Here is a 20,664-nt window from a genome sequence, read left to right as displayed (position 1 = left end):
AGGCCCCGACGTGCCCGGAAGCGTCCCGACGTGCTCCGGACGTGCTCTAGACGTCGAACTGCTCCGCCACCCCGCGCAGCAGCACGGCCAGCTTCTGGCCGGCCGGCTTGGCCGGGTACCGGCCGTGCTGGAGGCCGGGCAGCACCGAGTCCATCATCGTGATGAGGTCCTGGACGAGCGCCGCCATGTCGTCCGGGCTCTTCCGCTGGGCGGCCGCCACCGACGGCAGCGCGTCCAGCAGCTGCACGGCCATCGCCTGGTCGCCCCGGTGCCCGGCGACCACGCCGAACTCGACCCGCTGGCCCGGCTTCAGCACGGTGACACCGGCGGGGAGCGCCTTGGTGTGGACGAAGACGTCGCCGCCGTCGTCGCGCGACAGGAAGCCGAAGCCCTTCGTCTCGTTGAACCACTTGACCTGGCCGGTGGGCATCTCGAACAGTCCTCGATGTGGGTGTGGGGGATCCCGGCCCTGGCCGGGGATCACTGGGTGGTGGAAGGGCGGGCCGACCTCGGCTCGGCGCCCGCGCGGGCGCTCACGGTCAGCACGCTGTAGGGAGCAGACTAACGGTCCGTCACTGCCTCATCCGCGTTCCGCGAAGGATCCGTGCAGGGCTCTCGCGGTCACGGGCGACCCGGTACTGGCATGGCCGGGGCGCGGCTCGGCGCTTTCCACAGGCTCACACCCCCGGTCTGAGAGACGGGGCGCACCTGTCGCACCCCTCGGCACAGCCTGCATACCCCCGCTCAGCAGGGATCAAAACTCCCAGCGCCCGGAAAACTGCGCAACGTGACCGACCCGGTGCGGTGCGGGTGCGGGCGCCGCCCGGCGCGGAGCGGGAGCGTCCGGGGAGCTCCGGCGGCGGTCCGGGGAGGTCCGGGGACGTCCGGCGGCGGTCCGGAGGCGGTCCGGGGAGGTCCGGCGGCACCGCGGGCCCGGCGCTCTGCGAGACTGGGCGCCAGACCGAGAAGAACCCGACGTGGCCCGCAGCGGCCACCGCGGCCCGTGGAGGAGCAAGCCAGTGAGCACCCAGAGCGCCGACCGCGGGGACACCTTCGTCAAGGCCGGGACGATCGTCTTCGGGCTCGGCACGCTCGCCACGCTCGTCACCTTCGTCCCGCTGTTCCTGCACCTGACGCCGCTGCCGACGGCCGCGTACTGGCTGAGCATGCTGATGCCGCTGGGCTTCCTGCTCGCCCTGACCGGTCTGCTGCTCTCCGCCCGCGCCCAGCGCGCACGCGTCCGGGCCCGGGACGCCGCCCGGGCCTGAGCCCGCACCCGCCCCGGTACCCGCACCGGACCGCGTACCGGCACCCGCACGCTGCCGGGCCCGCCCGCTGCTACGGCGTGACGCCCACGCCGTCGAGGTGGCCGGCCAGCCAGTCCGGGAAGGCGGTGAGGTCGGCCAGCACCACGTCGGCGCCCGCCGCCAGCAGCTCGTCCGCGCCGTACGGCCCGGTGGCCACGCCCACCGCGACGGCGCCCGCGAGCCGCGCACCCCGGATGTCGCCGAGGTGGTCGCCGACGTAGACGCTCGCGCCGTGCTCGCGCAGCGCCTCGCCCTTGCTCTCCGCCCAGAGGTCGCCGGCCAGCACGTCCGCGTGCAGCCCGGCGTGCTCCAGGTGCAGCCGGGCGTTCGGCTCGTACTTGCCGGTGATCACCGCGACCCGGCCGCCGCGTGCCCGGACGGCCTCCACGGCGGCGTACGCACCGGGCAGCGCGACGGTGGGCGCGAAGGCGTGGTCCCGGTACAGCTCGCGGTAGCGGTCGAGGGCGGCCGGCAGCTGCTCGGCGGGGAACCAGTTGCGCAGCTCGTCGAGGAGCGGCGGGCCGAGCCGGGTGACCACCAGGTCGGCGTCGATGAAGACGCCGGTCTCGGCGAAGAGCGCCAGATAGGTGGCCCGGATGCCGGGCCTGGTGTCCAGCAGGGTCATGTCCAGGTCGAAGCCGACGGTGAGCGGGACGTCCGGGGTGGCAGGCATGCCGCCAGGCTATCCAACCGGGGTCCCCGGGCGATTTGCCCCGGCTGCTGCGCGGAACCCAGGTTTACCCGAGCTGTCTGCGCGGAAGTCAGGCTTGCCTGAGCTGTCTGCGAGAGAGAGCCATGACCGACACCACCGCGCCGGCCGTGAGGCCCGCCGCCGCGCCCGGCACCCGGCGGCTGCTGCGCCGCCGAACACTGTGGCTCGCCGCCGCGCTGGCGGTCCTGGCCGCCGCGGTGCTGCTGAGCCTGGCCGTCGGCAGCCGCACCGTCCCGTTCGGCGAGACCCTCGACGCCCTGCTGCACGGCGGTGACACCACCGACGCCGTCGTCGTCCGCGAGCTGCGGGTGCCCCGCACGGTGGTCGGCCTCGCCGTCGGTGCCGCACTGGGCCTGGCCGGCACCGTGATGCAGGGCCTCACCCGCAATCCGATCGCCGACCCGGGCATCCTCGGCGTCAGCCAGGGCGCGGCGGCCGGTGTGGTGCTGGCGATCTCCGCCTTCGGCGTCTCCACGCTGACCGGCTACGTCTGGTTCGGCTTCGCCGGGGCCGTGCTCGCCACCGTGCTGGTGTACGGGCTGGCCGGGCGCGGCCGGGGCGGCGCCACCCCGGTCAAGCTGGCGCTGGCCGGCTCCGCGACGTCCGCGTTCATCGCCTCGCTCAACACACTGGTGCTCACCACCGACGCCGCGGCCATGGATCAGTTCCGGTTCTGGCATGTCGGCTCGCTCTCCGGCCGCACCTCCGACGTGGCCTGGCAGCTGCTGCCGTTCCTGCTGGTCGGCACGGTGCTGGTGTTCGCGGTGGCGCGCGGGCTGGACGCGCTGGCGCTCGGCGAGGACACCGCCAAGGGCCTCGGCGCCCGGACCGGCACGGTGCGGGCGGTCGGCGCGCTCGGCGCCACCGTGCTGACCGGCTCGGCGGTCGCCGCGGCCGGTCCGATCGCCTTCGTCGGCCTCGCCGTCCCGCACGCCGCCCGCGCGGTGGCCGGCGCGGACCACCGCTGGGTGCTGACCTTCTCCGCCGTGCTCGGCCCGGCGCTGCTGCTGCTCGCCGACGCCCTCGGCCGGGTGCTCCTCCCGCCGTCCGAGGTGCCCGCCGGGGTGATGACCGCGCTGGTCGGGGTGCCGGTGCTGATCGCCCTCGTCCGGCGGCGGAAGGTGGTGGCGGCGTGAGCACCGTCGCGCTGAGGGGCTACACCGCGCTGCGTGCCGGGCGGGCCTCGTTCCTGCTGCACCGCCGCTCGGCGGCCGCCGCCCTCGGGCTGCTGCTGGTGCTGGCCGCCACCGTCGTCGCCTCGCTCTGCCTGGGCGAGTCCACCGTCTCCCCCGCCGAGGTGGTGGGGGTACTGCTCGGGCGGCCCGGCCCGCACGAGCTGGTGGTCGGCGAGTTCCGGCTGCCCCGGGTGGTGGTCGGCCTGCTGGTCGGCACCGCGCTCGGCCTGGCCGGCGCACTGATCCAGAGCGTCGCCCGCAATCCGCTGGCCGGCCCCGACGTGGTCGGCGTCACCTGGGGCGCCACGGCCACCGTGGTGGGCCTGACCGCCTACGGCGTGGTCGGCGCCGCCGGGCAGGTGCCGTACGCGGCGGTGGCCGGGGGCCTGGTGGCCGGCCTGCTGGTGTACCTGCTGGCCTGGCGGCGCGGCCTGCACGCCCAGCGCTTCGTGCTGATCGGCATCGGGATCTCCGTCGCCCTCTCCTCACTCACCTCGGTCTTCCTCACCAAGGGCGACGGCTTCCAGGCGCAGGCGGCGAAGGTCTGGATGACGGGCAGCCTCAACGGCTCCGGCTACGACCAGGCCGGGTGGCTCGGGTGGGTCCTGCTGGCGGCCGTGCCGGTGGCGCTCTGGGCCGCCCGGTCGCAGCGTTCGATCTCCTTCGACGACGCCACCGCCGTCGGCCTCGGCCTGCGGCTGGACCGGATCCGGCTCGGCATGGCCCTGCTCGGCATCGTGCTCGCCTCCTGCGCGGCGGGCGCCGCCGGCCCGGTCGACTTCGTCGCGCTGACGGCCCCGCAGATCGCCCTGCGGCTGGCCCGCTCGGCGCAGATCCCGCTGTTCTGCTCGGCCCTGACCGGCGCCCTGGTCGTCGTCCTCGCCGACCTGCTGGCCCGGCGGCTGCTGGCGCCCACCGAGCTGCCGGTGGGCGTGGTGACCGGGCTGGTCGGCGCGCCGTACCTGATGTGGCTGCTGATCCGTTCCCGCCGGGGGAGTTCCCGATGACCGCTGGAGGTACCCGCATGTCCGTCGACGGAGACTGCCGATGACCGCCGACCTCGTACCCGGTGCCGCCGTGCCCGGTGAGCCGGGTGCTCCCGCTGCCGCCGTGCCCGGCGTGCCCGGGCACCGGCTGGAGGCCCGGGGCCTGACCCTCGCCTACGAGGCCCGCACGGTCGTCGAGGGGCTGGACCTCACCGTCCCGGACGGCCGGGTCACGGTGATCGTCGGCCCGAACGCCTGCGGCAAGTCGACCCTGCTGCGCGCGCTCGGCCGGCTGCTGAAGCCGACCCGCGGCGCGGTGCTGCTGGACGGCGCCGAGCTGGCCCGCGTCCCCACCAAGCGGATCGCCCGGCAGATCGGGCTGCTGCCGCAGTCCCCCACCGCCCCCGAGGGCATCTCGGTCGCCGACCTGGTCTCGCGCGGGCGGCAGCCGCACCAGAGCTGGTGGCAGCAGTGGTCGGCGGAGGACGAGGCGGCCGTCGCCGAGGCGCTGGAGCGCACCTCCACCGCGGAGCTGGCCGAGCGCAGCATGGACGAGCTCTCGGGCGGGCAGCGCCAGCGGGCCTGGATCGCGATGGCGCTCGCCCAGGGCACGGACATCCTGTTGCTGGACGAGCCGACCACCTTCCTGGACATCGCCCACCAGGTCGAGGTGCTCGATCTCGTCCGGCGGCTCAACGTCGAGCGCGGGCGGACGGTCGTCGCCGTGCTGCACGACCTCAACCAGGCCGCCCGGTACGCCGACCACCTGGTGGCGATGCGGGGCGGCCGGATCGTCGCCCAGGGCCCGCCGCGCGAGGTGGTGACGGCGGAGCTGGTGCGGGAGGTGTTCGGGCTGGAGTCGGTGGTCGTGCCCGACCCGGTGACCGGCACCCCGCTGGTCGTCCCGGGCGCGCCGTGGGCGGTCAAGACGGACGCCTAGCGGGCAATTCGGACATAATCGACGGTCCCGGAGCCCTGCTCCGGAGCCCTGTTCGTTTCTGCCCGAGGACCACCGATGCCCCCGATCACCCGCCGCACCCTGCTCGCGGGGCTCGGCGCCGTCGCCCTCGCCGGTTGCAGTGCCGGCCGTGCCGAGCCGCCCGCCGACACCGTCGGCGGCACCGCCTCCGGCACCGGCAGCCTCTCCGGTGCGGCGTCCGGCACCGCCTCCGGGAGCGCCGCCGCCACCGCGAGCGGCGCGGCGACGGAACTGCCGAGCCCGCCCCCGGTGCCCGACGTCACCGTGAACACCGCCGTCGGGCCGGTCACCGTGCCGGGCGCGCCGATGCGCGTCGTCGCCCTCGACACCGCGGAGCTCGACTCCTCCCTCACCCTCGGCATCACCCCGGTCGGCGCCGCCCTCGCCCCGCTGGACACCGGCTTCCCCGACTACTGGCCGGCCTCCCGGCTGAGCGGCATCACCCGGGTCGGCGCCATCGGCGACCCCGACCTCAGCACCCTGCGCGCCCTGCGGCCCGACCTGATCCTCTCCAACCAGGCCCGCGACGGCGCCCGGTACGACCAGCTGCGCGCCATCGCCCCGACCGTGCTCACCCAGACCACCGGCGCCTCCTGGAAGGCCGACTTCCAGCTGCACGCCGAGGCCCTGAGCCGGCAGGACGCGGCGGCGGCGTTCGTCTCCTCCTACCAGCGGCACGTCTCGCAGACCGTGCAGGCACTGGCGGGCGCCAAGGCCTCGGGGCGGCGGATCAGCCTGGTCCGCTTCGTCGAGGGCGGCGGCATCCGCCTCTACGGGAAGCAGAACTTCCTCGGCACCGTGCTGACCGAGCTGCAGCTCGGCCGCCCGGACTCCCAGAACGTCGACCAGTTCGACGTCGAGGTGCCGCCGGACCAGATCGCCAAGGCCGACGGCGACCTCGTCCTGTACGCCACGTACGGCGACCCGGAGGCGGCCGGCACCACGGCGACCCTGGCGAGCCCCGGCTGGCAGGCCCTCGGCGCCGTCCGCGCCCACCGCGCCTTCGAGGTGGACGACCAGCTCTGGTTCCAGGGCATCGGCTACACCGCCGCCAACTACGTCCTGGCCGAACTCCAGCGCTTCCTGGGGGCGTGAGCTCACACGGCGGGGACGCCCGGCGGGAGGGGCCGCGGTGACCGCCGACCGGCGCGACGGAGCTCAGTCGACGCAGAACTCGTTGCCCTCGATGTCCTGCATCACGATGCAGGAATCGTGGCCGTCGTAGAGGAGTTGCACGCGGACGGCGCCGAGGGCGAGCAGGCGGGTGCACTCGGCTTCGAGCGTGGCGAGGCGCTCCTCCCCCACGAGCCCGGTACCGACCCGCACGTCGAGGTGCAGCCGGTTCTTGACGACCTTGCCCTCGGGAACGCGCTGGAAGTACAGCCGCGGGCCCACACCCGAGGGATCGGTGCAGGCGAACCACGAATCCCGCTCCTCGGCGGGCTTGGTGGCGTTGTAGTCGTCCCAGGTGTCGAACCCCTCCGGCGGCTGCGGTACGACGTACCCCAGCACCTCGCACCAGAAGCGGGCGACGCGCTCGGGTTGGGCACAGTCGAAGGTGACTTGGAACTGTTTGATCGACGACATTGCTGCACCCTAACAGCGGCCCCTGCGGCTCATCCGCGATTAAATTCAGCCCTGTTGGCGGCTCTCGGCGGGTCGGACGAGGCGGTGGAAACCGGCACCCGGCCGGCGGCGGTGGGGCGCTGCGGTGAGAGATTCTCGTGGCGGAACCCCGCCGTGGTGGCGGGGTTCCGGGTGCCGCGTGCGGGGTCAGGTGGGTAGGCGGGGGCGGTGCCGGGGGTCGGGGCGGGTGGCGTAGTTGTCGCCGTCGGGAGGCGCCGACCGCAGGGCGGTGACGACGCCGAGCGCGACGGTCACGAGGGCCAGCGCGAGGAGCGTGACGAGCGCCGCGCCGACCAGGAAGTGTGCGGTGCCGGGTCTCATCGGCGGATGCCGATGACGCGGTGTCCCAGGTGGGCGGCGAGGCCCTGGAGGAGGTCGTGGGCCTGGTCGCGGGTGAGCGGGAAGGCCAGCTGCTCACCGGGGCCCGCCTGGACGTCGAGGTCGACGGCGACGCGGAGCTGGAGCGCGGCGTCGGGCACGTGCTCGACGGCCAGGTAGTGCGCGGTCGTGCGCTCCACGTGCGTGGAGCCGGTGCCCATCGGGATCAGGACTCCCACGGCTGGTCCCTCTCGGTGTCGCGGAGCAGGTGGAGGAGGTTGAGCAGGGTGCTGATCGGAGCGTGGCCGAAGTCGAGGAGGATACGGCCGTCCACGCTGCTGTGGTGGGTGGTGGCGGAGCCCCACTGGATGCCGAAACCGGCGCCCCTGGAGTGGAGTTCGCGGAGCAGGGCGGTGAGGTGGACGTCCGTGTAGTCGCGCATCCGGGGGTCGTCCGGCGCGATCGGGGCGCGGCGGTTGGTCACGCGGCGGCGTCCAGCTCGAACCAGACACTTTTGCCGCCCCGCTTGCGCGGATTGGCGCCGAAGCGGTGGGTCAGCGACCGAACGAGGTGCAGGCCCCGGCCGGAGAGGTCGTAGGGGTCGGCGGACGTTCTGGGCTCCGGGAGGACGGGGCTGTCGTCCGCGACGGACACGCGCAGGGTGCGGGTGGCGAGCAGGACGACGACCACGGTGGGCGCGAGGCTGCCGGCGTGCCGCCAGGCGTTCACGTACAGCTCGTGCAGGGCGAGTTCGGCGTCACGGATCAAGTCGTCCGGCCACTGGGAGCCGGCCATCGCGGCACGCAGCTCCTCCCGGGCGGCGGACCAGTCGGGCGGGTTGAAGGCGCGCATGAGGGACCTCCGGATGAGATGTGGCGAGGATGGATTCGGCGTTCACCGGCGGAGACGTCACCGTGAGCCAGGCCAGGACATGGCTGCTCTGCGGTGCGAGGGCAGCAGGCGCCTACTGCCCAGGAAACAGGCGTTACTGACGATCCGTCGGATCGATCTGAGAATGACGATAGCCCACGCGGCTTGAAATTTTAGGTGAGAGCCGCAAGATTCACCCTCTGGTGGCAGGAGCGCCCATCTCCCAGATGGACCCGCCAGCAGCCAGCGCGGCAAACTGGCCTCACTGCCCGGCGAGAGGACACCATGGCTGTTCGCACCAACCCAACCCTCAGTCAACGGCGACTGGGCGTGGAGCTGCGGCGGATGCGAGAGCAGGCCGGCCTCGGGAGCAGTCAGCTCGCCAAGATGCTCGGCATCAGCCCTGGCCAGATGACTCAGATGGAGACCGCGAAGATCGGCGTCAGCCCGGAGCGCCTGCGTACGGTCGCCGCAGCATGCAGTTGTGCCAACCAGCCACTCATCGATGCTCTCGCCGAGGTTGCTTCAGACCGACGAAAGGGCTGGTGGGAGGAGTACCGCGGGGTCCTACTCACGGACTTTCTTGAGGTGGCAGAGCTCGAAGGCCGAGCTACGCGGCTTGCTGTCAGCACCACCACATACATGCCCGGCTTGTTCCAAACCAACGCTTACGCATCTGCGGTCTTCTCTCGGGTAGTTCCCCCGCTGCCACCGCAAGAGATCGAGACTAGGACCGCCTTCCGTCTCAAGCGACAGCAACTCATCCGCTCCGGCAGGACCCCATTGCAAGCGTTCATCCACGAGGCTGCGCTACGAATTCAGTTTGGTGGCCCGCGTGTGCTCGCCGAACAGCTCGACGCCCTCATCGAGGAATCCGAACGACCTGGCATCTCCGTCCGAATCGTGCCGTTCGCTGTCGAAACCTTCCCTGGTGCCGGTGAGAACCTCACGTTCGCCGAGGGTGCGGTTCCCGAGCTGGACACCATCCAGATGGATGTATCGCAGGGCACCCTGTTCTTCGATTCGCCGGCCGACCTCGCCAAGCACCGGGTCATCTTCGCACGCCTGGACTCCACCGCGCTCCCAGAAAAGGGATCGCGCGAGTTCATCCGATCCATCATGAAAGAAGTGAAAGCTGCGAATGCCTAACTCGGACTGGCAGAAATCAAGCTTCAGCGCATCCAACAATGAATGCGTTGAGGTTCGCACCACCAACGGCCTGGTCGAGCTGCGCGAGTCCGACGACGGCGACGTCATCCTCCGCACCACCCCGGCCCAGTTCGCCGCACTCCTCCACCGCGCCAAGGCCGGCCACTTCGACCACCTCGGCCGCACCACCCACTGAACCGCCCCGGCGGCCCCTCGCTCACCCGAGCGAGGGGCCGCCGTCGTCGTCCCAAGGGCGTGACTACTCGTCCGCATCCTCCAGCGCCTTCGCCGCCTCGTCCTCGGCGTTGGCCGCTCGGTACGCTGCGGACGACGCCTCACGCCGGGCCCGCACCTCCTCCGCGGGCCGGCCTGCCGCGCGGAGGGACGTGGCGAGTTCGCCCAGTGCCTCTCCCAGCCCGTACTGGTCGCCCAACTCCTCGAACAGGGCGACGGCCCGCTCGCCGACCTCCACCGCCCGCTCGAAGTCACCGGTGGCTCGCAGTGTGACGCCGAGATCGCTCCGGGCGACGGCTTCGCCCGCGTGGTCGTCGACGGCCTGGAACAGGCCCAGTGCGGTGCGGTGGGCCTGCTCCGCCTCCTCCAACCGCCGCAAGAGCCGCAGCGTGGTGCCGAGGTTGGTCCAGGCGAAGGCTTCGCCGCGATGGTTGTCGAGAGCCTGGAACAGGCCCAGTGCGGTGCGGTAGGCCTCCTCGGCCTCGTCCAGCCGCCCCAGACTCCGCAGCGTGGTGCCGAGGTCGGTCCATGCCGCGGGCTCATTGCGGTGGTCGTTGAGGGACTGGAACAGGCCCAGTGCGGTGCGGTGGGCCTCCTCCGCCTCCTCCCGCCGCTGCAAACTCCGCAGCGTGGTGCCGAGGTTGGCCCAGGCGAAGGCTTTGCCGGCGTGGTCGTCGAGCCCCTGGAGCAGCCTCAGTGCGGTGCGGTGGGCCTCCTCGGCCTCCTCCAACCGCCGCAAGAGCCGCAGCGTGGTGCCGAGGTTGTCCCAGGCCACAGGTTCACTGTGACGCTCGCCGATGGCCTGGAACAGGCTCAGTGCCGTGCGGTGGGCCTCCTCCGCCTCCCCGAGCCGCCACAGGTACCGCATCATGATGCCGAGGTTGCCCCAGGTGAAGGCTTCGCCATCGCGGTCGTTGAGGGCCTGGAACTGACTCAGCGCTGTGCAGTAGGCCTGCTCCGCATCCCCGAACCGCCGCAGCTTGTACAACGCGATGCCGAGGTTGCCCCAGGCCGTGGCTTCGCCGTCGTCACCGAGGGCCTGGTACTGGCCGAGTGCGGTGCGGTGGGCCTGCTCCGCCTCCTCGAACCGCTGCAGGTCCTGCAACGCGTTGCCAAGATTGGACCAGAGGATGGCCTCCCCGGCCGGGCTGTGGCAGTCACGGGCCGCTTCAAGGGCGACCTTGGCGACCTCCAAGCGGCTTTCGAGGTGATGGCGAAGCCGGAGGTAGGGAGCGAGGAAGCCGGGCAGGGTGTGAGCGATGTGGTCGTGTCCGACGGTCCGGACGGCGTACGCGGCGTGGACGGCGGCGACGAGGTTGGCGTGTTCCGCGTCCAACCAGGCCAGTGCGTCCGGGCGGCCGGCGAAGTGCCGCCCCCGGCCCTGCGGTGAGGTTCCCTTCAGGTGCGCGCTCGCGTTGTCCGCCGTACCGGTGTAGTACGCCAGGAGCCGACGCTGGGCGTTGGCGGTGTGCTGGGGATGCAGCGCGGCCTGTTCGGCGGCGTAGGCCCGGACGAGGTCGTGCATGTGCCACCGCTCGGTGGACGGGTCCTGGCGGATCAGGCTGGCCCTGGAGAGGGCGATCAGCCGGGCCCGGACGTCCTTGAACTTGCCGACGCCGGTGAACACCGCGGCGGTCTCGGTGGAGAGATCGGGGCCGGGGTTGACGGCGAGGAGCCGGAACAGCTCCGCATGGGTGGGGGCCAGCCGCCGGTAGGAGCGCTCCAGCACGGTCCGCACGGCCCGCCCCCCGTCCTCCAGCAGGTCGAGCCGCTCACCGAGGTCCTCCAGGTACCCCGCGAGCCGGCCCGGCTTCAGCCCCCGCTCCGCCACGAGCTGGGCGGTGGCGATCCGCAGGGCGAGCGGCAGGTACCCGCACAGCGCGGCGACCCTGGCCGCCCCCTCGGGATCCGCGGCGATCCGCTCGTCCCCCCGGAGGGTCAGCCGCAGCGCGGTGTCCATCAGCTCGACCGCCTGCTCCGGGGCGAGGACGTCGAGGTCGACCAGGCGTGCCCCCAGGCCGGCGGCGAAGTCGTCACGGGAGGTGACCACCAGCCGGTGCGGCCCCTCCGCGGGGACCAGGTCCTGCACCTGTCCGACGGCGGAGGCGTTGTCGGCGAGCACCAGCACGCGCTCCCCGGCCCGGGCGCGGACGGCGAGCTCCGCACGGTAGAGGGCGGTCCGCTGGTCGGTGTCGGGCGGGATCCGGTCCGTCTCCGTGCCGAGGCCGCGCAGCACGCTGTCGAGCGCCTGACCGGCGTCGAGACTCCCGTCGTCGTAACCGTGCAGGTCGAGGAAGAGCACCCCCGTGAACAGGCCGCGCCGAAGGGCCTCATGAGCCGCCGCCAGGCCGAGCGTGGTCTTTCCCATGCCTCCCATCCCGAGCATCGACGCCACCACCACCGTCTCCACCGCCGGTCCGCCGGTGCCGGCCGACGGGTCCAGCAGCGCCAGCAGGTCGTCCAGCTCCTTCCCCCGCCCGGTGAACCCCGCCGGCACCGCCGGCGGAGGAGCGAGTACGGGCAGCACCGGCCCCGCCGGGGCAGGACCGTCGGTGTCGCCCGGCCCCGCACCCCGGCCCGCGCTGTCGAACTCATCGACCTTCGCGACGAGTTCGCCGTGCGCCCGCCGCCAGTGACGCAGATCGCCCGACGGTCCCTCCAGGGGGAATCCCTGCGCCTCGGAGAACGTCGCACAGGCGGTGACGAAGGCCGACAGCCGATCCCACGGGGGAATCCGGAAGACGCCGTTCTTCCCCTCCAGGAGTTCACTGATCACGCTGGTGTTCAGAGCGGCGCCGGACACCTTGACCAGATCAGGGCCGGTGGGATTCCCGGAAGTGAACTGGAGCCGCTTCAACTCACGTGCGAATTCCCTCAGCAGTTGCTGCGCCTGCGGGCTGTGTCCTGGTGCCACCGATGTCCCTGCCTATCCGTCCCCTGCACCGGCGGTGTGCACGGAGCGGCTCCGCACGCCCCGCGGGCGCCCCTCCCGAACCGGAGACTCCCGCCACGGTCCGCGATCGTCCGTGGCGGTCCGCGATCGTCTGCCAGACCGGCATCCCAGCCTAGTGCCCACCTGCATCGACGGGGCGGATTCCGCGTTGCTCCGCAGGTGTCCGCAGTTCGACCGAGGAGCCCTCCGGGCGAGGACCGTTGGTGTCAAGCCGGTCGACTGACCGGCGCTCACCACGGCTGACAGAAGGGGGACTTGCATGTCCCGCAGGCAGCAGCGCACCCGGAAGCAGAGCGACGCCCCCGCCGGCAGGCCCGCGGGTCGCCGGATCGCGGTCACCACCACCGACGAACAGATCACCCACCGGATCGCCCGCGGCATTGCCGCCGGAACCGCTCGATCGCTCACCGACTGGCTCATCGAGCAGATCAAGGACATCACGACCTGACCACCAAAACTCACCACCAGCCCTCCCACCCGAGCCGCACAGGAAGTCGGCCCGCCCGACTTCCTGTGCACCGAACGACTCCGGGGCGAAGGCAGCGCACCCGTCGACCAGCGGCTGTCCTTCCCGGCGTCACCATTGGAGGATTCCCTTGCCACAGCTACCACGGCCGGAAGGACTCCGGCTCGGGTGGTCGGGGCCTGCCGTAAGCGCCGACGCGGACCGGCCGACGGCCGGCGGCCGGCGGCTCGGACATGACGCACGTCACGGGAACTCACCCTCGGGTGCCGGACAGCCCATAGGGGTGATCACAGATATGCGAACCCGGGTACGGGCCGGGGACCCGAACGTCTTCGGGGAGCTGTTCGACCGCTACGCCCGGACCGTCTACAACCACGCCTTCCGTCTCACCGCGGACTGGGCGGCTGCCGAGGACATCATGTCGGCGACGTTCACGGAGGCCTGGCGGTCCCGCGCCCGGGTGACCGCCGAGGGAGGATCGCTGCGGCCGTGGCTGCTGGGCATCGCCACGAACCTCGCCCGCAACCACTGCCGCAGCAACCGGCGCTACCGCGCCGCGGCCGCGGCCCTCGCAGCCACCGGGCCCTCCGTGGTGGAGGTGCCCGACCACGCCGAGGACGTCGCCGGCCAGGTCGACGACCGCCGCCGGATCGCCGCCGCGATCACCGCCATGGGCTCCCTGCGCCGCCCCGAGCGCGAAGTCCTGATCCTGTGCCTGTGGGAGGGCCTGGAGTACGCCGGGGCCGCCGAGGCCCTCGGCATCCCCCTCGGCACCGTCCGCTCCCGCCTGTCCCGCGCCCGCACCAGGCTGCGCAAACTCGCCGACGCGGAACTGGCGGCGGCCGGACGGGAACCCGCCCGCCGTACCCGACAGATGAACGGGGACCGCGCGACAGCGGTCCGGCCCGTCCAGGAAGGAACCCGATGAACGCCAGCCCCTCCCAGCCGCACCCGGCCGAGTGGCCGGAGACCGACGGCCTCCTGCCCGCCGTCGAGCGGGACCTGCCGACAGGCCGCCACCAGCTGCACAAGGAGCGCCTGATGGCCCGGATCCACGAAGACCTCGACACCACCGCCGTCGCCGGCCCCGCCCGGACTGGCACCCCATCCCCGCGCCGCCCGTTCCTGCGCCGCGCCGTCCTCCTGCCGGTGGCGGCGTGCGCCCTGGCGGGCGCCGTCCTGGCCGGAGTCGGCCTAGGCACCGGCGGCGACCCGGGCGGGGCCGACGACCTGGGCACCGGCCCTGCCCTGACCACCACCATCGGCGCCGCCGACCCGGGCGGCGTCGTCCAACTACTCGACCGGATCTCCCTGGCCGCCCGGGAGAACGCCGTGCCGCCGGCGCGCGCGGGCCAGTTCGTCTACATCGAGTCGAAGGTCGCCGGCACCCACGTGCGGACGGTCAACGGCAAGACCTCGGTGGTCAGCGACGCACTGGACACCCGCCGGAGCTGGAAGTCACCGGACGGCCGCCGGGGTTGGCTGATCGACCAGGCGCACAAGGATGGCATCACCCTGGACTCGAAGGTCGCGCCGTACCTCAACGCGCCGTCCTACGACTACCTGGCCGCCCTCCCCGCCGACCCCGACGCACTCCTGAAGAAGATCTACACCGAGACGGCGGGCCACGGCCCCGGCCCCGACGCGGAGGCGTTCACCACCATCGGCGATCTGCTGCTGGAGAGCTACCCGCCCGCCGGGCTCTCCGCCGCGCTCTACAAGGCCGCCGCCAAGATCCCCGGTGTGGTCCAGGTGAACGACGCGGTCGACGCCGCCGGCCGCCACGGGGTCGCGGTGGCCCGGTTCGAGGAGAAGAGCGGCCTGCGCACCGAGTGGATCTTCGACAACGCGTCGTTCGCCTTCCTCGGCCAGCGCACCGTCCAGGTCCAGGGCACCTCCGGCGACGGCCTGATCCGGCCCGGCACCGTCGTCTACACCCACGCCGTCACGGCACGCGCGATCGTCGACGGCATGAAGCAGGCCCCTTCCCACCCCGCCTGAGCGACCCCGGCCACGGCGTACACCGGATCGCCCTCCTCCGACGGCGCGCTCGGCTCGCCGTCACCCTCCGCCTCCGCCTCGCCCGAGGCGGAGGAGTCGGCCCCGCCCATCAAGGTCCGCGACCTGACCTCGGCCGAGGTCCAGGGCCAGAAGGAGGGGATCCGGTACCTCGCCGGCACGACCGGTGGCGCCGCCCGAGCGGAACGGCCCGACGGCCGACGGACGCTCAGGAAGTCGACTGTTCCGACTTCCTGAGCGCCCGTCGGCGTTCAGGTGATTTGGGCGGCGCTGCCGATCAGCCGAACTGGCCGGGCTGGTAGTCACCGGCGGGCATCCGGAGCATGACGTTCCCGCGGTTGAAGGCGTTGATGATGGCGATGACACCCACCAGCGCCCCGAGCTGCTCCTCGTCGTAGTACTTGGCGGCGTTCTCCCAGACCGCATCCGGCACGCCGCCGGCCGCGTCGGCGAGGCGGGTGCCCTCCTCCGCCAGCTCCAGCGCCGCGCGCTCGGCGTCGGTGAACACCGTGGCCTCCCGCCAGGCCGCCACCAGATTGAGGCGCTCCGGGGTCTCCCCGGCGTGCACGGCGTCCTTGAAGTGCATGTCGAGGCAGAAGCCGCAGCCGTTGACCTGGCTGGCACGGAGCTTGACCAGCTCCTGCGTCGTGGCCGGCAGGGTCGAGCCCTCCAGCACCTTGCCCGCCGCGATGATGTGCTTGTAGACCTTGCCCAGGACCTGGTTGGTGAAGGGGTTCAGACGTGCTTCCACGATGCGCTCCAGTGCCACTGTCCGACGTTGACACAGGTAGGACCCGACAGCCCCGCCCGGTGTGACATCGCCGCGCTGTGACGCGCGTCACGCCGCCGTACTGCGGCGGGAGGCCCCGCGGAGTGCCCGGACGCCCCGCGCGCCGGCGGCAGCGACAGCGGCTACCAGGGCATCGGCCAGCGGTTTACGACGTGCCCCGCTTCACGACGTGCCCCGCCGCGGCCCCGCCCCCTGCGCGCCGTTCACGCAGGCCGGCCGCTCAGAGGGCACCGAGGATCGGCGCCCATGTGGCACCGGTGAGTGCGGCCAGCGCCTGCTGCTCGGAGAGCGGGGGCGCGGTACGGGTCGGCTTCGGCACGTCCGTGGCGGCGAAGCTGCCGGCGCTGTTCCACTGCACCATCTGGAGCTGCGCGCCGGACGCCTTCAGGGTCACCGTCACCACCCAGCGCTGGGCGAAGTCGACGCCGGCCGGGTGCTGGGCCGCGATCCGCTCCGACATCACCACGGCTCCGCCGGGGATCTCGGCACTGCTCGGCAGCTCGCGCACCGCGCAGGTGTCGCCCTTGGGGCGCGCCGGCGTCCGGTCGCAGTTCAGCCCGTCGCCGTCCCGGAGCGGCAGCTTCAGCCGCACGGCCGAGACGCCGACGCTGGCCGCCCCCTGACCGTCGTCGACGATCACGTTGCCGTTGGCCACGTAACCACTGGACGGGTCCGAGGGGTTGTTGCTCTGCCCCTTCTCCTCGCTGAAGCGGGCCCCGGGGAAGGTCAGTTCGAGCGCCTGGATCATCTGGGTGTCGGTGATCGCGGAACGCGGCATCGCCAGCCCCACCGGCTCCATGTCGGATCCGCCGCCGGTGAGCGAACCGGGGAGCGACAGGCCCGCCACCGCGAGGGCGGCGCAGGCGCCCACCCCGGCCACGACGGCGGCGCTGCGCCGGCGCCGGCGGCTGCGGCCGCGCTGGACGGCCCGGCCCGTGAGGGCGGTGAGGTCCGGGTCGAGGGAGTCGGCCGTGCGGTCCAGGGCGTGGGCGAGGTCTGCTTCGAAGGGCATGGTTGCGTCACCTTTTCTGTCGTCGAGGGGGCTTCGTGGCGGTTCTGGCCTGCGTGCGCCGGTGCTCAGTGCGGCACCAGCTCGGACAGGCTGTCGCCCAGCAGCGCACGGATCCTGGCGAGTGCGCGGGTGCCCTGGGAGCGGACCGCGCTGCGGCTCAGCCTGAGCATCTGGGCGGTCTCCTCGATGCTGCGGTCCTCCCAGTACCGCAGCAGCAGCACCGCCCGGTCCCGGGGCGGCAGTTGGCCGAGCGCATCCAGCAGGGTGAGCCGCAGGGCGGTGTCCGGGCCGGACGCCGCGCTGTCGGGCACCGTCCCGGTGGGGCGCTCGCCGGTGCTCCGCCGGCGCCGCAGGCTGAGGAAGGTGCGGACCAGGACCGTCTGGGCGTAGGCCGACGGGCTGTCCGCGCCGGCCACCTTCCGCCAGTGCACGTACACCCGGCTGAGGGTCTCCTGCACGAGGTCCTCGGCGAGGTGCGAGTCGCCGGCCGCGAGGACGTACGCCGAGCGGTACAGCGGCTTCGCCCTCTCGGCCACGAACTCCAGGTACTTGTCCTCCTGCGCTGATTTCACTCGGTCCCCGCCTGTTCCGTCGTCCTGTGATCCCCGTGCATACCCCTCCTGACTACGCGGGGCGGAAGGATGTCGCGCGGACGGGACACTTTCTTCCTCGGCTTCTTCCTCAGCGCGCGGGAGCGACGTACGCGCGCAGCAGCGCGGTGCGGCCGTCGGCCGTCGTCCACTCCCCCTCGAAGCTCCCCGCGTACTGCCAGCCGGCGCGCTCGTAGAGCCGGACGGCGGCCGTCGCACCGGCCTCGACCTCCAGAACGGGCCCGAGCCCCCGCGCCGCCGCCCGCTCGACCGCCTGGTCCAGCAGCTTCACCGCCACGCCGCGCCGGCGCGCTCCGGTGCCGACGAAGAGCCGGGCGACGGCGATCAGCCGCTCCGCCGGCTCCCCGACGGCGGCCGCGAGTTCCTCCTCGGGGCGGGCGAGGACCAGGTGGCCCAGGACTTCGGCGCCGTCCACGACCACCCAGGCCTCGACCAGCTCGCGGGGCGTCAGCCAGCCCGCGGGATCCTCGGGCCAGTCCACCGGGTAGCGGTCGGCCGCCTGGACCGTGGCGAGGGCCGCGACGCAGCCCGGCAGGTCGTCATCGGCGCGACGGCGGATCGTCAGCTCGTTCATCCCCGGATCCTGGCACAGGGCCGTTCACCGGAACGCCGGCCGACGGGCCGGGGGCTCGGGGATGCCGGCAGTGGGGAAGGGCAGGTCCGGGCGGTGGATCACCGGCTTCTGCCTCGACTGCGGGCGGGCGGGCTCCTGGTTCCGCACGGCGGAGGGCGCCGGCTCCGGGGTGATGCACCCGGGGCCGGCGCCCTCCGGAAGGAGCGGGTCGGGTCAGGAGAGCAGACCGTCGTAGTCCGGCAGCTTGAAGGTGCGCTCGGCGTGGCCGCCGTTGAGGTCGGTCCAGTTGTTGCCGACGCTGGCGATGATCGTGTAACCCTCGTTCTCGACCTTGATCCGCTCGTCCGTCTTGTACTGCTGGACGGGCTTGAAGAGGTCGCACAGGTTGCGCCCGTGCAGCTCGTCGACGGTGTAGCCCGCCTTCTCCAGGCTGTACCTGGTCACCGGCGCGATGAAGTCGACCCGCGCGGTGACGAAGATGATCGCCACGCCGTGCGCGTGGGCGTACTGTGCCAGCTCCACGACCGGCTTGATGCCCTCCATCGTGAACGGGTGGAAGTGCGTCGCCAGGGTCGTGTTGTCGATGTCGAACACGATCGCCGGCGCCTCGCCCGCCGAACCGGCGGCGGTGCGCTGCTCGACGTACGCGCGGGCCGGCGCGATGGCGGCGGTGACGTCGGCCAGCCACTGCTGCTCGGTCACCGCGCTCGCGCTCGCCGCGGCGGCGGGCGCCGCAGCCGCGACGGGGGCGGGGGCGGGGGCGGGGGCGGCGGCCGGCGCGGGGGCGGCAGGGGCGGCCAGCGCGGGGGTGGCCAGTCCGGTGGTGATCGCGGCCGTCAGGGCCGCGGTGGCAACGAGCTTCGCCTTGATGCTCATGTCGGGGAGCAGGCCTTTCCGTCGGTGGGGGTCGTCCGGTCCCCCGGGTCGTCCGGTCCCCCGGGACGTCCGGTCCGCCCGGACCGGCGGGACGGCGGAGGCCGTCCCGGCCTGGGGGCGGCAGGGCGTCAGGGGCATGCCAGACCGCGAACCGGGACGATCCGCCGCAGGGCCGGGCCGCCCGGCACGCCGGGGTCGAGGGGACGGTACTGCAGTCGGGGGCGCGGGCCAATACCCGCGGGTAACAAACAGGGGGCGGGATGACGAACAGTCGGACGGCCCGTCACCGGCCGCCGGCGGACAACCGACCGACGGCCGGTGCCTCAGTCGTTCTGGTCGTCGCGGTCGGCGGTGGCGTTGAGCGAGGTGATCAGCGCGCTCAGCCGGGAGTTCCAGTTCTGCGCGGTCTGGGCGTCGACGGCGTGCTTCTTCGTCATGTCCCGGACGGTCCGCTGGGCGTTCTTCAAGTCCTGGACGGCGTCGTCCGGCCGGCTCTGGTTGAGGCTCGCGGCGGCCTCGTCGAGGGTGCGCAGCAGGTCGAGCTGGCGGTCCCGCTCCTTGGTGACCTGCGCCTGCGCGACGGCCTGGCGCAGGGCGTTGAGCTGGACGGCCGGCGCCTGGCCGCGCGGCGGGGTGGCAGCGGCCGACGGGGTGGGGAGCGCGGCCGGAGTGGTCGGCGCGGGGGTGCCGGGGGTGGGCGTCGGAGTCGGGGCGGCCGGGGCGGAGGCGCTGTGGGTCGCCTTGGGCGCGGCCGTGGTGGCGGGGGTGGCCGGGTCGTCGAAGGCGGTGATCGCGAGCATCGCGGCGCCGGCGATGCCGGCCAGGCCCAGCGCGCCGAGCACCAGCGGCTTGCGCCGGCTCTCCCGCTCGGGACCGCGCTGCTCCGGGTCGAAGCCCTGCTCCTCGAAGCCCTGCCGGTCGAAACCCTGCCGGTCGTAGCCCTGCGCGTCGAAGTCCGGTCGGTCGAAGGGCGGCCGGGTGGGGATCGGCGCCATCACGGACGTCGGTGCCGGTCCCGGGCCGGGCGCTCCCGGGCCGGGCGCTCCCGGGCCTGCCGGGAAGGAACCGGGCGGGAAGGAACCGCCCGGACCGAACCCCGGCGGTACGGCGACCGGCGGGAGGAGCTGGGTGGCCTGGCCCGCCGAGGCCGCGGCGAGCAGCTCGCCGGTCGGGTCGCCGACGACCAGCCCGGGTATGCAGGCGAGCAGTTCGCCCCGGGCCGCCGCGGCGTCCGCCGGCCGGTCGGCCGGGTCCTTGGCGAGCAGCCGCAGGACCGCCGCGTCCAGCGCCGCCGGCACCCCGGCCCGGCGCGCCGACGGCGGCAGCGGCGCCTCGCTGACGTGCTTGAACGCGATCGCGACGGGGGTCTCGGCGGTGAACGGCGTCGCCCCGGTGAGCATCTCGGTCAGCACGCAGCCGACCGCGTACAGGTCGGTGCGGCCGTCCAGCGGGGACGCCGTCGCCTGCTCGGGCGAGAGGTAGGCCGCCGTGCCGAGCACCGACGCGGTCTGGGTGAGGTTGTGCGAGGAGCCGGCCCGGGCGATGCCGAAGTCGACGACCTTCACCCCGCCGTCGTCGGTGATCATGATGTTGCCGGGCTTGATGTCGCGGTGCACCAGACCGGCGCCGTGCGCGACGACCAGCGCCTCGCAGACGGCCGCCGCGATGCCCACCGCCCGCTCCACCGGCAGGCCGGGCTGCCGGGCCAGGACGGCGGCCAGCGACTGGCCCTGCACCAGCTCCATGACGATGTACGGCGAGCCCTGGTCGACCCCGGAGTCGAAGACCATGACGATCCGCGGGTGGACCAGCATCGCGGCGTGCTGTGCCTCGCGGCCGAACCGCTCGGCGAAGCGCGGGTCGTCGGCCAGGCCCCCGTTGAGGACCTTGACGGCCACCTGGCGGCCCAGCACGTGGTCCAAGCCCCGCCAGACGGTGGCCATGCCGCCGACGCCGAGTATCTCGATGAGTTCGTAACGCCCGTTCAGCGCCCGTCCGATCACCTGG

The 20,664-nt window shown here is 73.2% G+C and carries 24 protein-coding genes; 10 read left to right on the top strand and 14 right to left on the bottom strand.

Going from position 1 to position 20,664, the window contains the following annotated elements; genetic code table 11:
• Positions 1–46 precede the first annotated feature (46 nt).
• Positions 47–430, bottom strand: a complete 384-nt coding sequence (locus OH807_RS23315) for a cold-shock protein (protein WP_406202112.1) — start codon at positions 428–430, stop codon at positions 47–49.
• 589 nt (positions 431–1,019) lie between these two features.
• Here OH807_RS23315 and OH807_RS23310 point away from each other — a divergent pair.
• Positions 1,020–1,268 (top strand): hypothetical protein, encoded by a 249-nt coding sequence (locus tag OH807_RS23310; protein ID WP_406202110.1) that lies wholly within the window; start codon positions 1,020–1,022, stop codon positions 1,266–1,268.
• A 70-nt stretch (positions 1,269–1,338) separates the two neighbouring features.
• Here OH807_RS23310 and OH807_RS23305 read toward each other — a convergent pair whose 3' ends face one another.
• Complete coding sequence (locus OH807_RS23305) at positions 1,339–1,980, bottom strand: HAD family hydrolase (RefSeq protein WP_406202107.1); 642 nt, start codon at positions 1,978–1,980, stop codon at positions 1,339–1,341.
• 122 nt (positions 1,981–2,102) lie between these two features.
• Between OH807_RS23305 and OH807_RS23300 the strand changes: the two genes are divergently transcribed.
• The 4 genes from OH807_RS23300 to OH807_RS23285 all read left to right on the top strand — a co-directional run bounded on the left by OH807_RS23300 (position 2,103) and on the right by OH807_RS23285 (position 6,254).
• A complete protein-coding gene (locus tag OH807_RS23300; RefSeq protein ID WP_406202104.1) occupies positions 2,103–3,155 on the top strand; it encodes a FecCD family ABC transporter permease in 1,053 nt (350 codons plus the stop codon).
• On the top strand, positions 3,152–4,201 hold the full coding sequence (locus tag OH807_RS23295) for a FecCD family ABC transporter permease (protein ID WP_406202101.1): 1,050 nt from the start codon (positions 3,152–3,154) through the stop codon (positions 4,199–4,201). The genes OH807_RS23300 and OH807_RS23295 overlap by 4 nt, the downstream gene beginning before the upstream one ends.
• A 40-nt stretch (positions 4,202–4,241) precedes the next feature.
• Positions 4,242–5,120, top strand: coding sequence for an ABC transporter ATP-binding protein (locus OH807_RS23290; protein ID WP_406202098.1), 879 nt, complete (start codon positions 4,242–4,244; stop codon positions 5,118–5,120).
• 75 nt (positions 5,121–5,195) lie between these two features.
• Positions 5,196–6,254, top strand: coding sequence for an ABC transporter substrate-binding protein (locus tag OH807_RS23285; protein WP_406202095.1), 1,059 nt, complete (start codon positions 5,196–5,198; stop codon positions 6,252–6,254).
• A 63-nt stretch (positions 6,255–6,317) separates the two neighbouring features.
• Here the strand turns inward: OH807_RS23285 and OH807_RS23280 are convergent, their stop codons facing one another.
• The 5 genes from OH807_RS23280 to OH807_RS23260 all read right to left on the bottom strand — a co-directional run bounded on the left by OH807_RS23280 (position 6,318) and on the right by OH807_RS23260 (position 7,955).
• A complete protein-coding gene (locus tag OH807_RS23280) occupies positions 6,318–6,746 on the bottom strand; it encodes a VOC family protein (RefSeq protein ID WP_406202092.1) in 429 nt (142 codons plus the stop codon).
• 186 nt (positions 6,747–6,932) lie between these two features.
• Positions 6,933–7,106, bottom strand: a complete 174-nt coding sequence (locus OH807_RS23275) for a hypothetical protein (RefSeq protein ID WP_406202089.1) — start codon at positions 7,104–7,106, stop codon at positions 6,933–6,935.
• Complete coding sequence (locus OH807_RS23270) at positions 7,103–7,342, bottom strand: hypothetical protein (protein ID WP_406202087.1); 240 nt, start codon at positions 7,340–7,342, stop codon at positions 7,103–7,105. Before OH807_RS23270 ends, OH807_RS23275 begins: the two co-directional genes overlap by 4 nt.
• On the bottom strand, positions 7,330–7,587 hold the full coding sequence (locus tag OH807_RS23265; protein ID WP_406202085.1) for a hypothetical protein: 258 nt from the start codon (positions 7,585–7,587) through the stop codon (positions 7,330–7,332). Before OH807_RS23265 ends, OH807_RS23270 begins: the two co-directional genes overlap by 13 nt.
• Complete coding sequence (locus OH807_RS23260; RefSeq protein WP_406202082.1) at positions 7,584–7,955, bottom strand: ATP-binding protein; 372 nt, start codon at positions 7,953–7,955, stop codon at positions 7,584–7,586. Before OH807_RS23260 ends, OH807_RS23265 begins: the two co-directional genes overlap by 4 nt.
• Before the next feature lie 303 nt (positions 7,956–8,258).
• Here OH807_RS23260 and OH807_RS23255 point away from each other — a divergent pair, with 303 nt between their 5' ends.
• Positions 8,259–9,122 (top strand): helix-turn-helix domain-containing protein, encoded by an 864-nt coding sequence (locus OH807_RS23255; RefSeq protein WP_406202079.1) that lies wholly within the window; start codon positions 8,259–8,261, stop codon positions 9,120–9,122.
• Positions 9,115–9,318 (top strand): DUF397 domain-containing protein, encoded by a 204-nt coding sequence (locus tag OH807_RS23250; RefSeq protein ID WP_406202076.1) that lies wholly within the window; start codon positions 9,115–9,117, stop codon positions 9,316–9,318. Before OH807_RS23255 ends, OH807_RS23250 begins: the two co-directional genes overlap by 8 nt.
• Before the next feature lie 63 nt (positions 9,319–9,381).
• Here OH807_RS23250 and OH807_RS23245 read toward each other — a convergent pair whose 3' ends face one another.
• Positions 9,382–12,159: a tetratricopeptide repeat protein gene (locus OH807_RS23245; RefSeq protein ID WP_406202073.1), complete on the bottom strand. Its 2,778-nt coding sequence runs from the start codon at positions 12,157–12,159 to the stop codon at positions 9,382–9,384.
• A gap of 409 nt (positions 12,160–12,568) precedes the next feature.
• On the opposite strand from OH807_RS23245, the gene OH807_RS23240 reads away from it, so the two are divergent.
• The 3 genes from OH807_RS23240 to OH807_RS23230 all read left to right on the top strand — a co-directional run bounded on the left by OH807_RS23240 (position 12,569) and on the right by OH807_RS23230 (position 14,776).
• A complete protein-coding gene (locus OH807_RS23240) occupies positions 12,569–12,757 on the top strand; it encodes a hypothetical protein (protein ID WP_406202070.1) in 189 nt (62 codons plus the stop codon).
• Positions 12,758–13,070: 313 nt separating this feature from the next.
• Complete coding sequence (locus OH807_RS23235; protein WP_406202067.1) at positions 13,071–13,703, top strand: RNA polymerase sigma factor; 633 nt, start codon at positions 13,071–13,073, stop codon at positions 13,701–13,703.
• Complete coding sequence (locus OH807_RS23230; RefSeq protein ID WP_406202064.1) at positions 13,700–14,776, top strand: CU044_5270 family protein; 1,077 nt, start codon at positions 13,700–13,702, stop codon at positions 14,774–14,776. The genes OH807_RS23235 and OH807_RS23230 overlap by 4 nt, the downstream gene beginning before the upstream one ends.
• Before the next feature lie 295 nt (positions 14,777–15,071).
• On the opposite strand, the gene OH807_RS23225 is transcribed toward OH807_RS23230, so the two are convergent.
• From OH807_RS23225 to OH807_RS23200, 6 genes are all read right to left on the bottom strand, one after another.
• Complete coding sequence (locus OH807_RS23225) at positions 15,072–15,545, bottom strand: carboxymuconolactone decarboxylase family protein (RefSeq protein WP_406202061.1); 474 nt, start codon at positions 15,543–15,545, stop codon at positions 15,072–15,074.
• A 259-nt stretch (positions 15,546–15,804) separates the two neighbouring features.
• Entirely contained in the window at positions 15,805–16,596 is a 792-nt protein-coding gene (locus OH807_RS23220; protein WP_406202058.1) for a hypothetical protein, read from the bottom strand.
• A 65-nt stretch (positions 16,597–16,661) separates the two neighbouring features.
• Positions 16,662–17,168, bottom strand: coding sequence for a SigE family RNA polymerase sigma factor (locus OH807_RS23215; protein WP_406202056.1), 507 nt, complete (start codon positions 17,166–17,168; stop codon positions 16,662–16,664).
• A 109-nt stretch (positions 17,169–17,277) separates the two neighbouring features.
• Positions 17,278–17,781 (bottom strand): GNAT family N-acetyltransferase, encoded by a 504-nt coding sequence (locus OH807_RS23210; protein ID WP_406202053.1) that lies wholly within the window; start codon positions 17,779–17,781, stop codon positions 17,278–17,280.
• A gap of 213 nt (positions 17,782–17,994) precedes the next feature.
• Entirely contained in the window at positions 17,995–18,657 is a 663-nt protein-coding gene (locus tag OH807_RS23205; protein ID WP_406202051.1) for an HAD family acid phosphatase, read from the bottom strand.
• Positions 18,658–18,980: 323 nt separating this feature from the next.
• On the bottom strand, positions 18,981–20,660 hold the full coding sequence (locus OH807_RS23200) for a protein kinase domain-containing protein (protein WP_406202049.1): 1,680 nt from the start codon (positions 20,658–20,660) through the stop codon (positions 18,981–18,983).
• Positions 20,661–20,664: the final 4 nt, after the last annotated feature.

Source organism: Kitasatospora sp. NBC_01560, from assembly GCF_045208415.1.
GTDB lineage: Bacteria > Actinomycetota > Actinomycetes > Streptomycetales > Streptomycetaceae > Kitasatospora.
The sequence above is the reverse complement of the archived record's forward strand: the minus strand, read 5'-3'. Positions and strand labels throughout refer to the sequence as shown.

Bases quoted from the DNA above. Each gene is read 5' to 3' on its own strand.
- OH807_RS23315 (WP_406202112.1), bottom strand. From the start codon at position 430: ATGCCCACCGGCCAGGTCAAGTGGTTCAACGAGACGAAGGGCTTCGGC.
- OH807_RS23220 (WP_406202058.1), bottom strand. From the start codon at position 16,596: ATGCCCTTCGAAGCAGACCTCGCCCACGCCCTGGACCGCACGGCCGAC.
- OH807_RS23255 (WP_406202079.1), top strand. From the start codon at position 8,259: ATGGCTGTTCGCACCAACCCAACCCTCAGTCAACGGCGACTGGGCGTG.
- OH807_RS23250 (WP_406202076.1), top strand. From the start codon at position 9,115: ATGCCTAACTCGGACTGGCAGAAATCAAGCTTCAGCGCATCCAACAAT.
- OH807_RS23260 (WP_406202082.1), bottom strand. From the start codon at position 7,955: ATGCGCGCCTTCAACCCGCCCGACTGGTCCGCCGCCCGGGAGGAGCTG.
- OH807_RS23285 (WP_406202095.1), top strand. From the start codon at position 5,196: ATGCCCCCGATCACCCGCCGCACCCTGCTCGCGGGGCTCGGCGCCGTC.
- OH807_RS23290 (WP_406202098.1), top strand. From the start codon at position 4,242: ATGACCGCCGACCTCGTACCCGGTGCCGCCGTGCCCGGTGAGCCGGGT.
- OH807_RS23205 (WP_406202051.1), bottom strand. From the start codon at position 18,657: ATGAGCATCAAGGCGAAGCTCGTTGCCACCGCGGCCCTGACGGCCGCG.
- OH807_RS23300 (WP_406202104.1), top strand. From the start codon at position 2,103: ATGACCGACACCACCGCGCCGGCCGTGAGGCCCGCCGCCGCGCCCGGC.
- OH807_RS23230 (WP_406202064.1), top strand. From the start codon at position 13,700: ATGAACGCCAGCCCCTCCCAGCCGCACCCGGCCGAGTGGCCGGAGACC.
- OH807_RS23240 (WP_406202070.1), top strand. From the start codon at position 12,569: ATGTCCCGCAGGCAGCAGCGCACCCGGAAGCAGAGCGACGCCCCCGCC.
- OH807_RS23235 (WP_406202067.1), top strand. From the start codon at position 13,071: ATGCGAACCCGGGTACGGGCCGGGGACCCGAACGTCTTCGGGGAGCTG.
- OH807_RS23305 (WP_406202107.1), bottom strand. From the start codon at position 1,980: ATGCCTGCCACCCCGGACGTCCCGCTCACCGTCGGCTTCGACCTGGAC.
- OH807_RS23210 (WP_406202053.1), bottom strand. From the start codon at position 17,781: ATGAACGAGCTGACGATCCGCCGTCGCGCCGATGACGACCTGCCGGGC.
- OH807_RS23280 (WP_406202092.1), bottom strand. From the start codon at position 6,746: ATGTCGTCGATCAAACAGTTCCAAGTCACCTTCGACTGTGCCCAACCC.
- OH807_RS23275 (WP_406202089.1), bottom strand. From the start codon at position 7,106: ATGAGACCCGGCACCGCACACTTCCTGGTCGGCGCGGCGCTCGTCACG.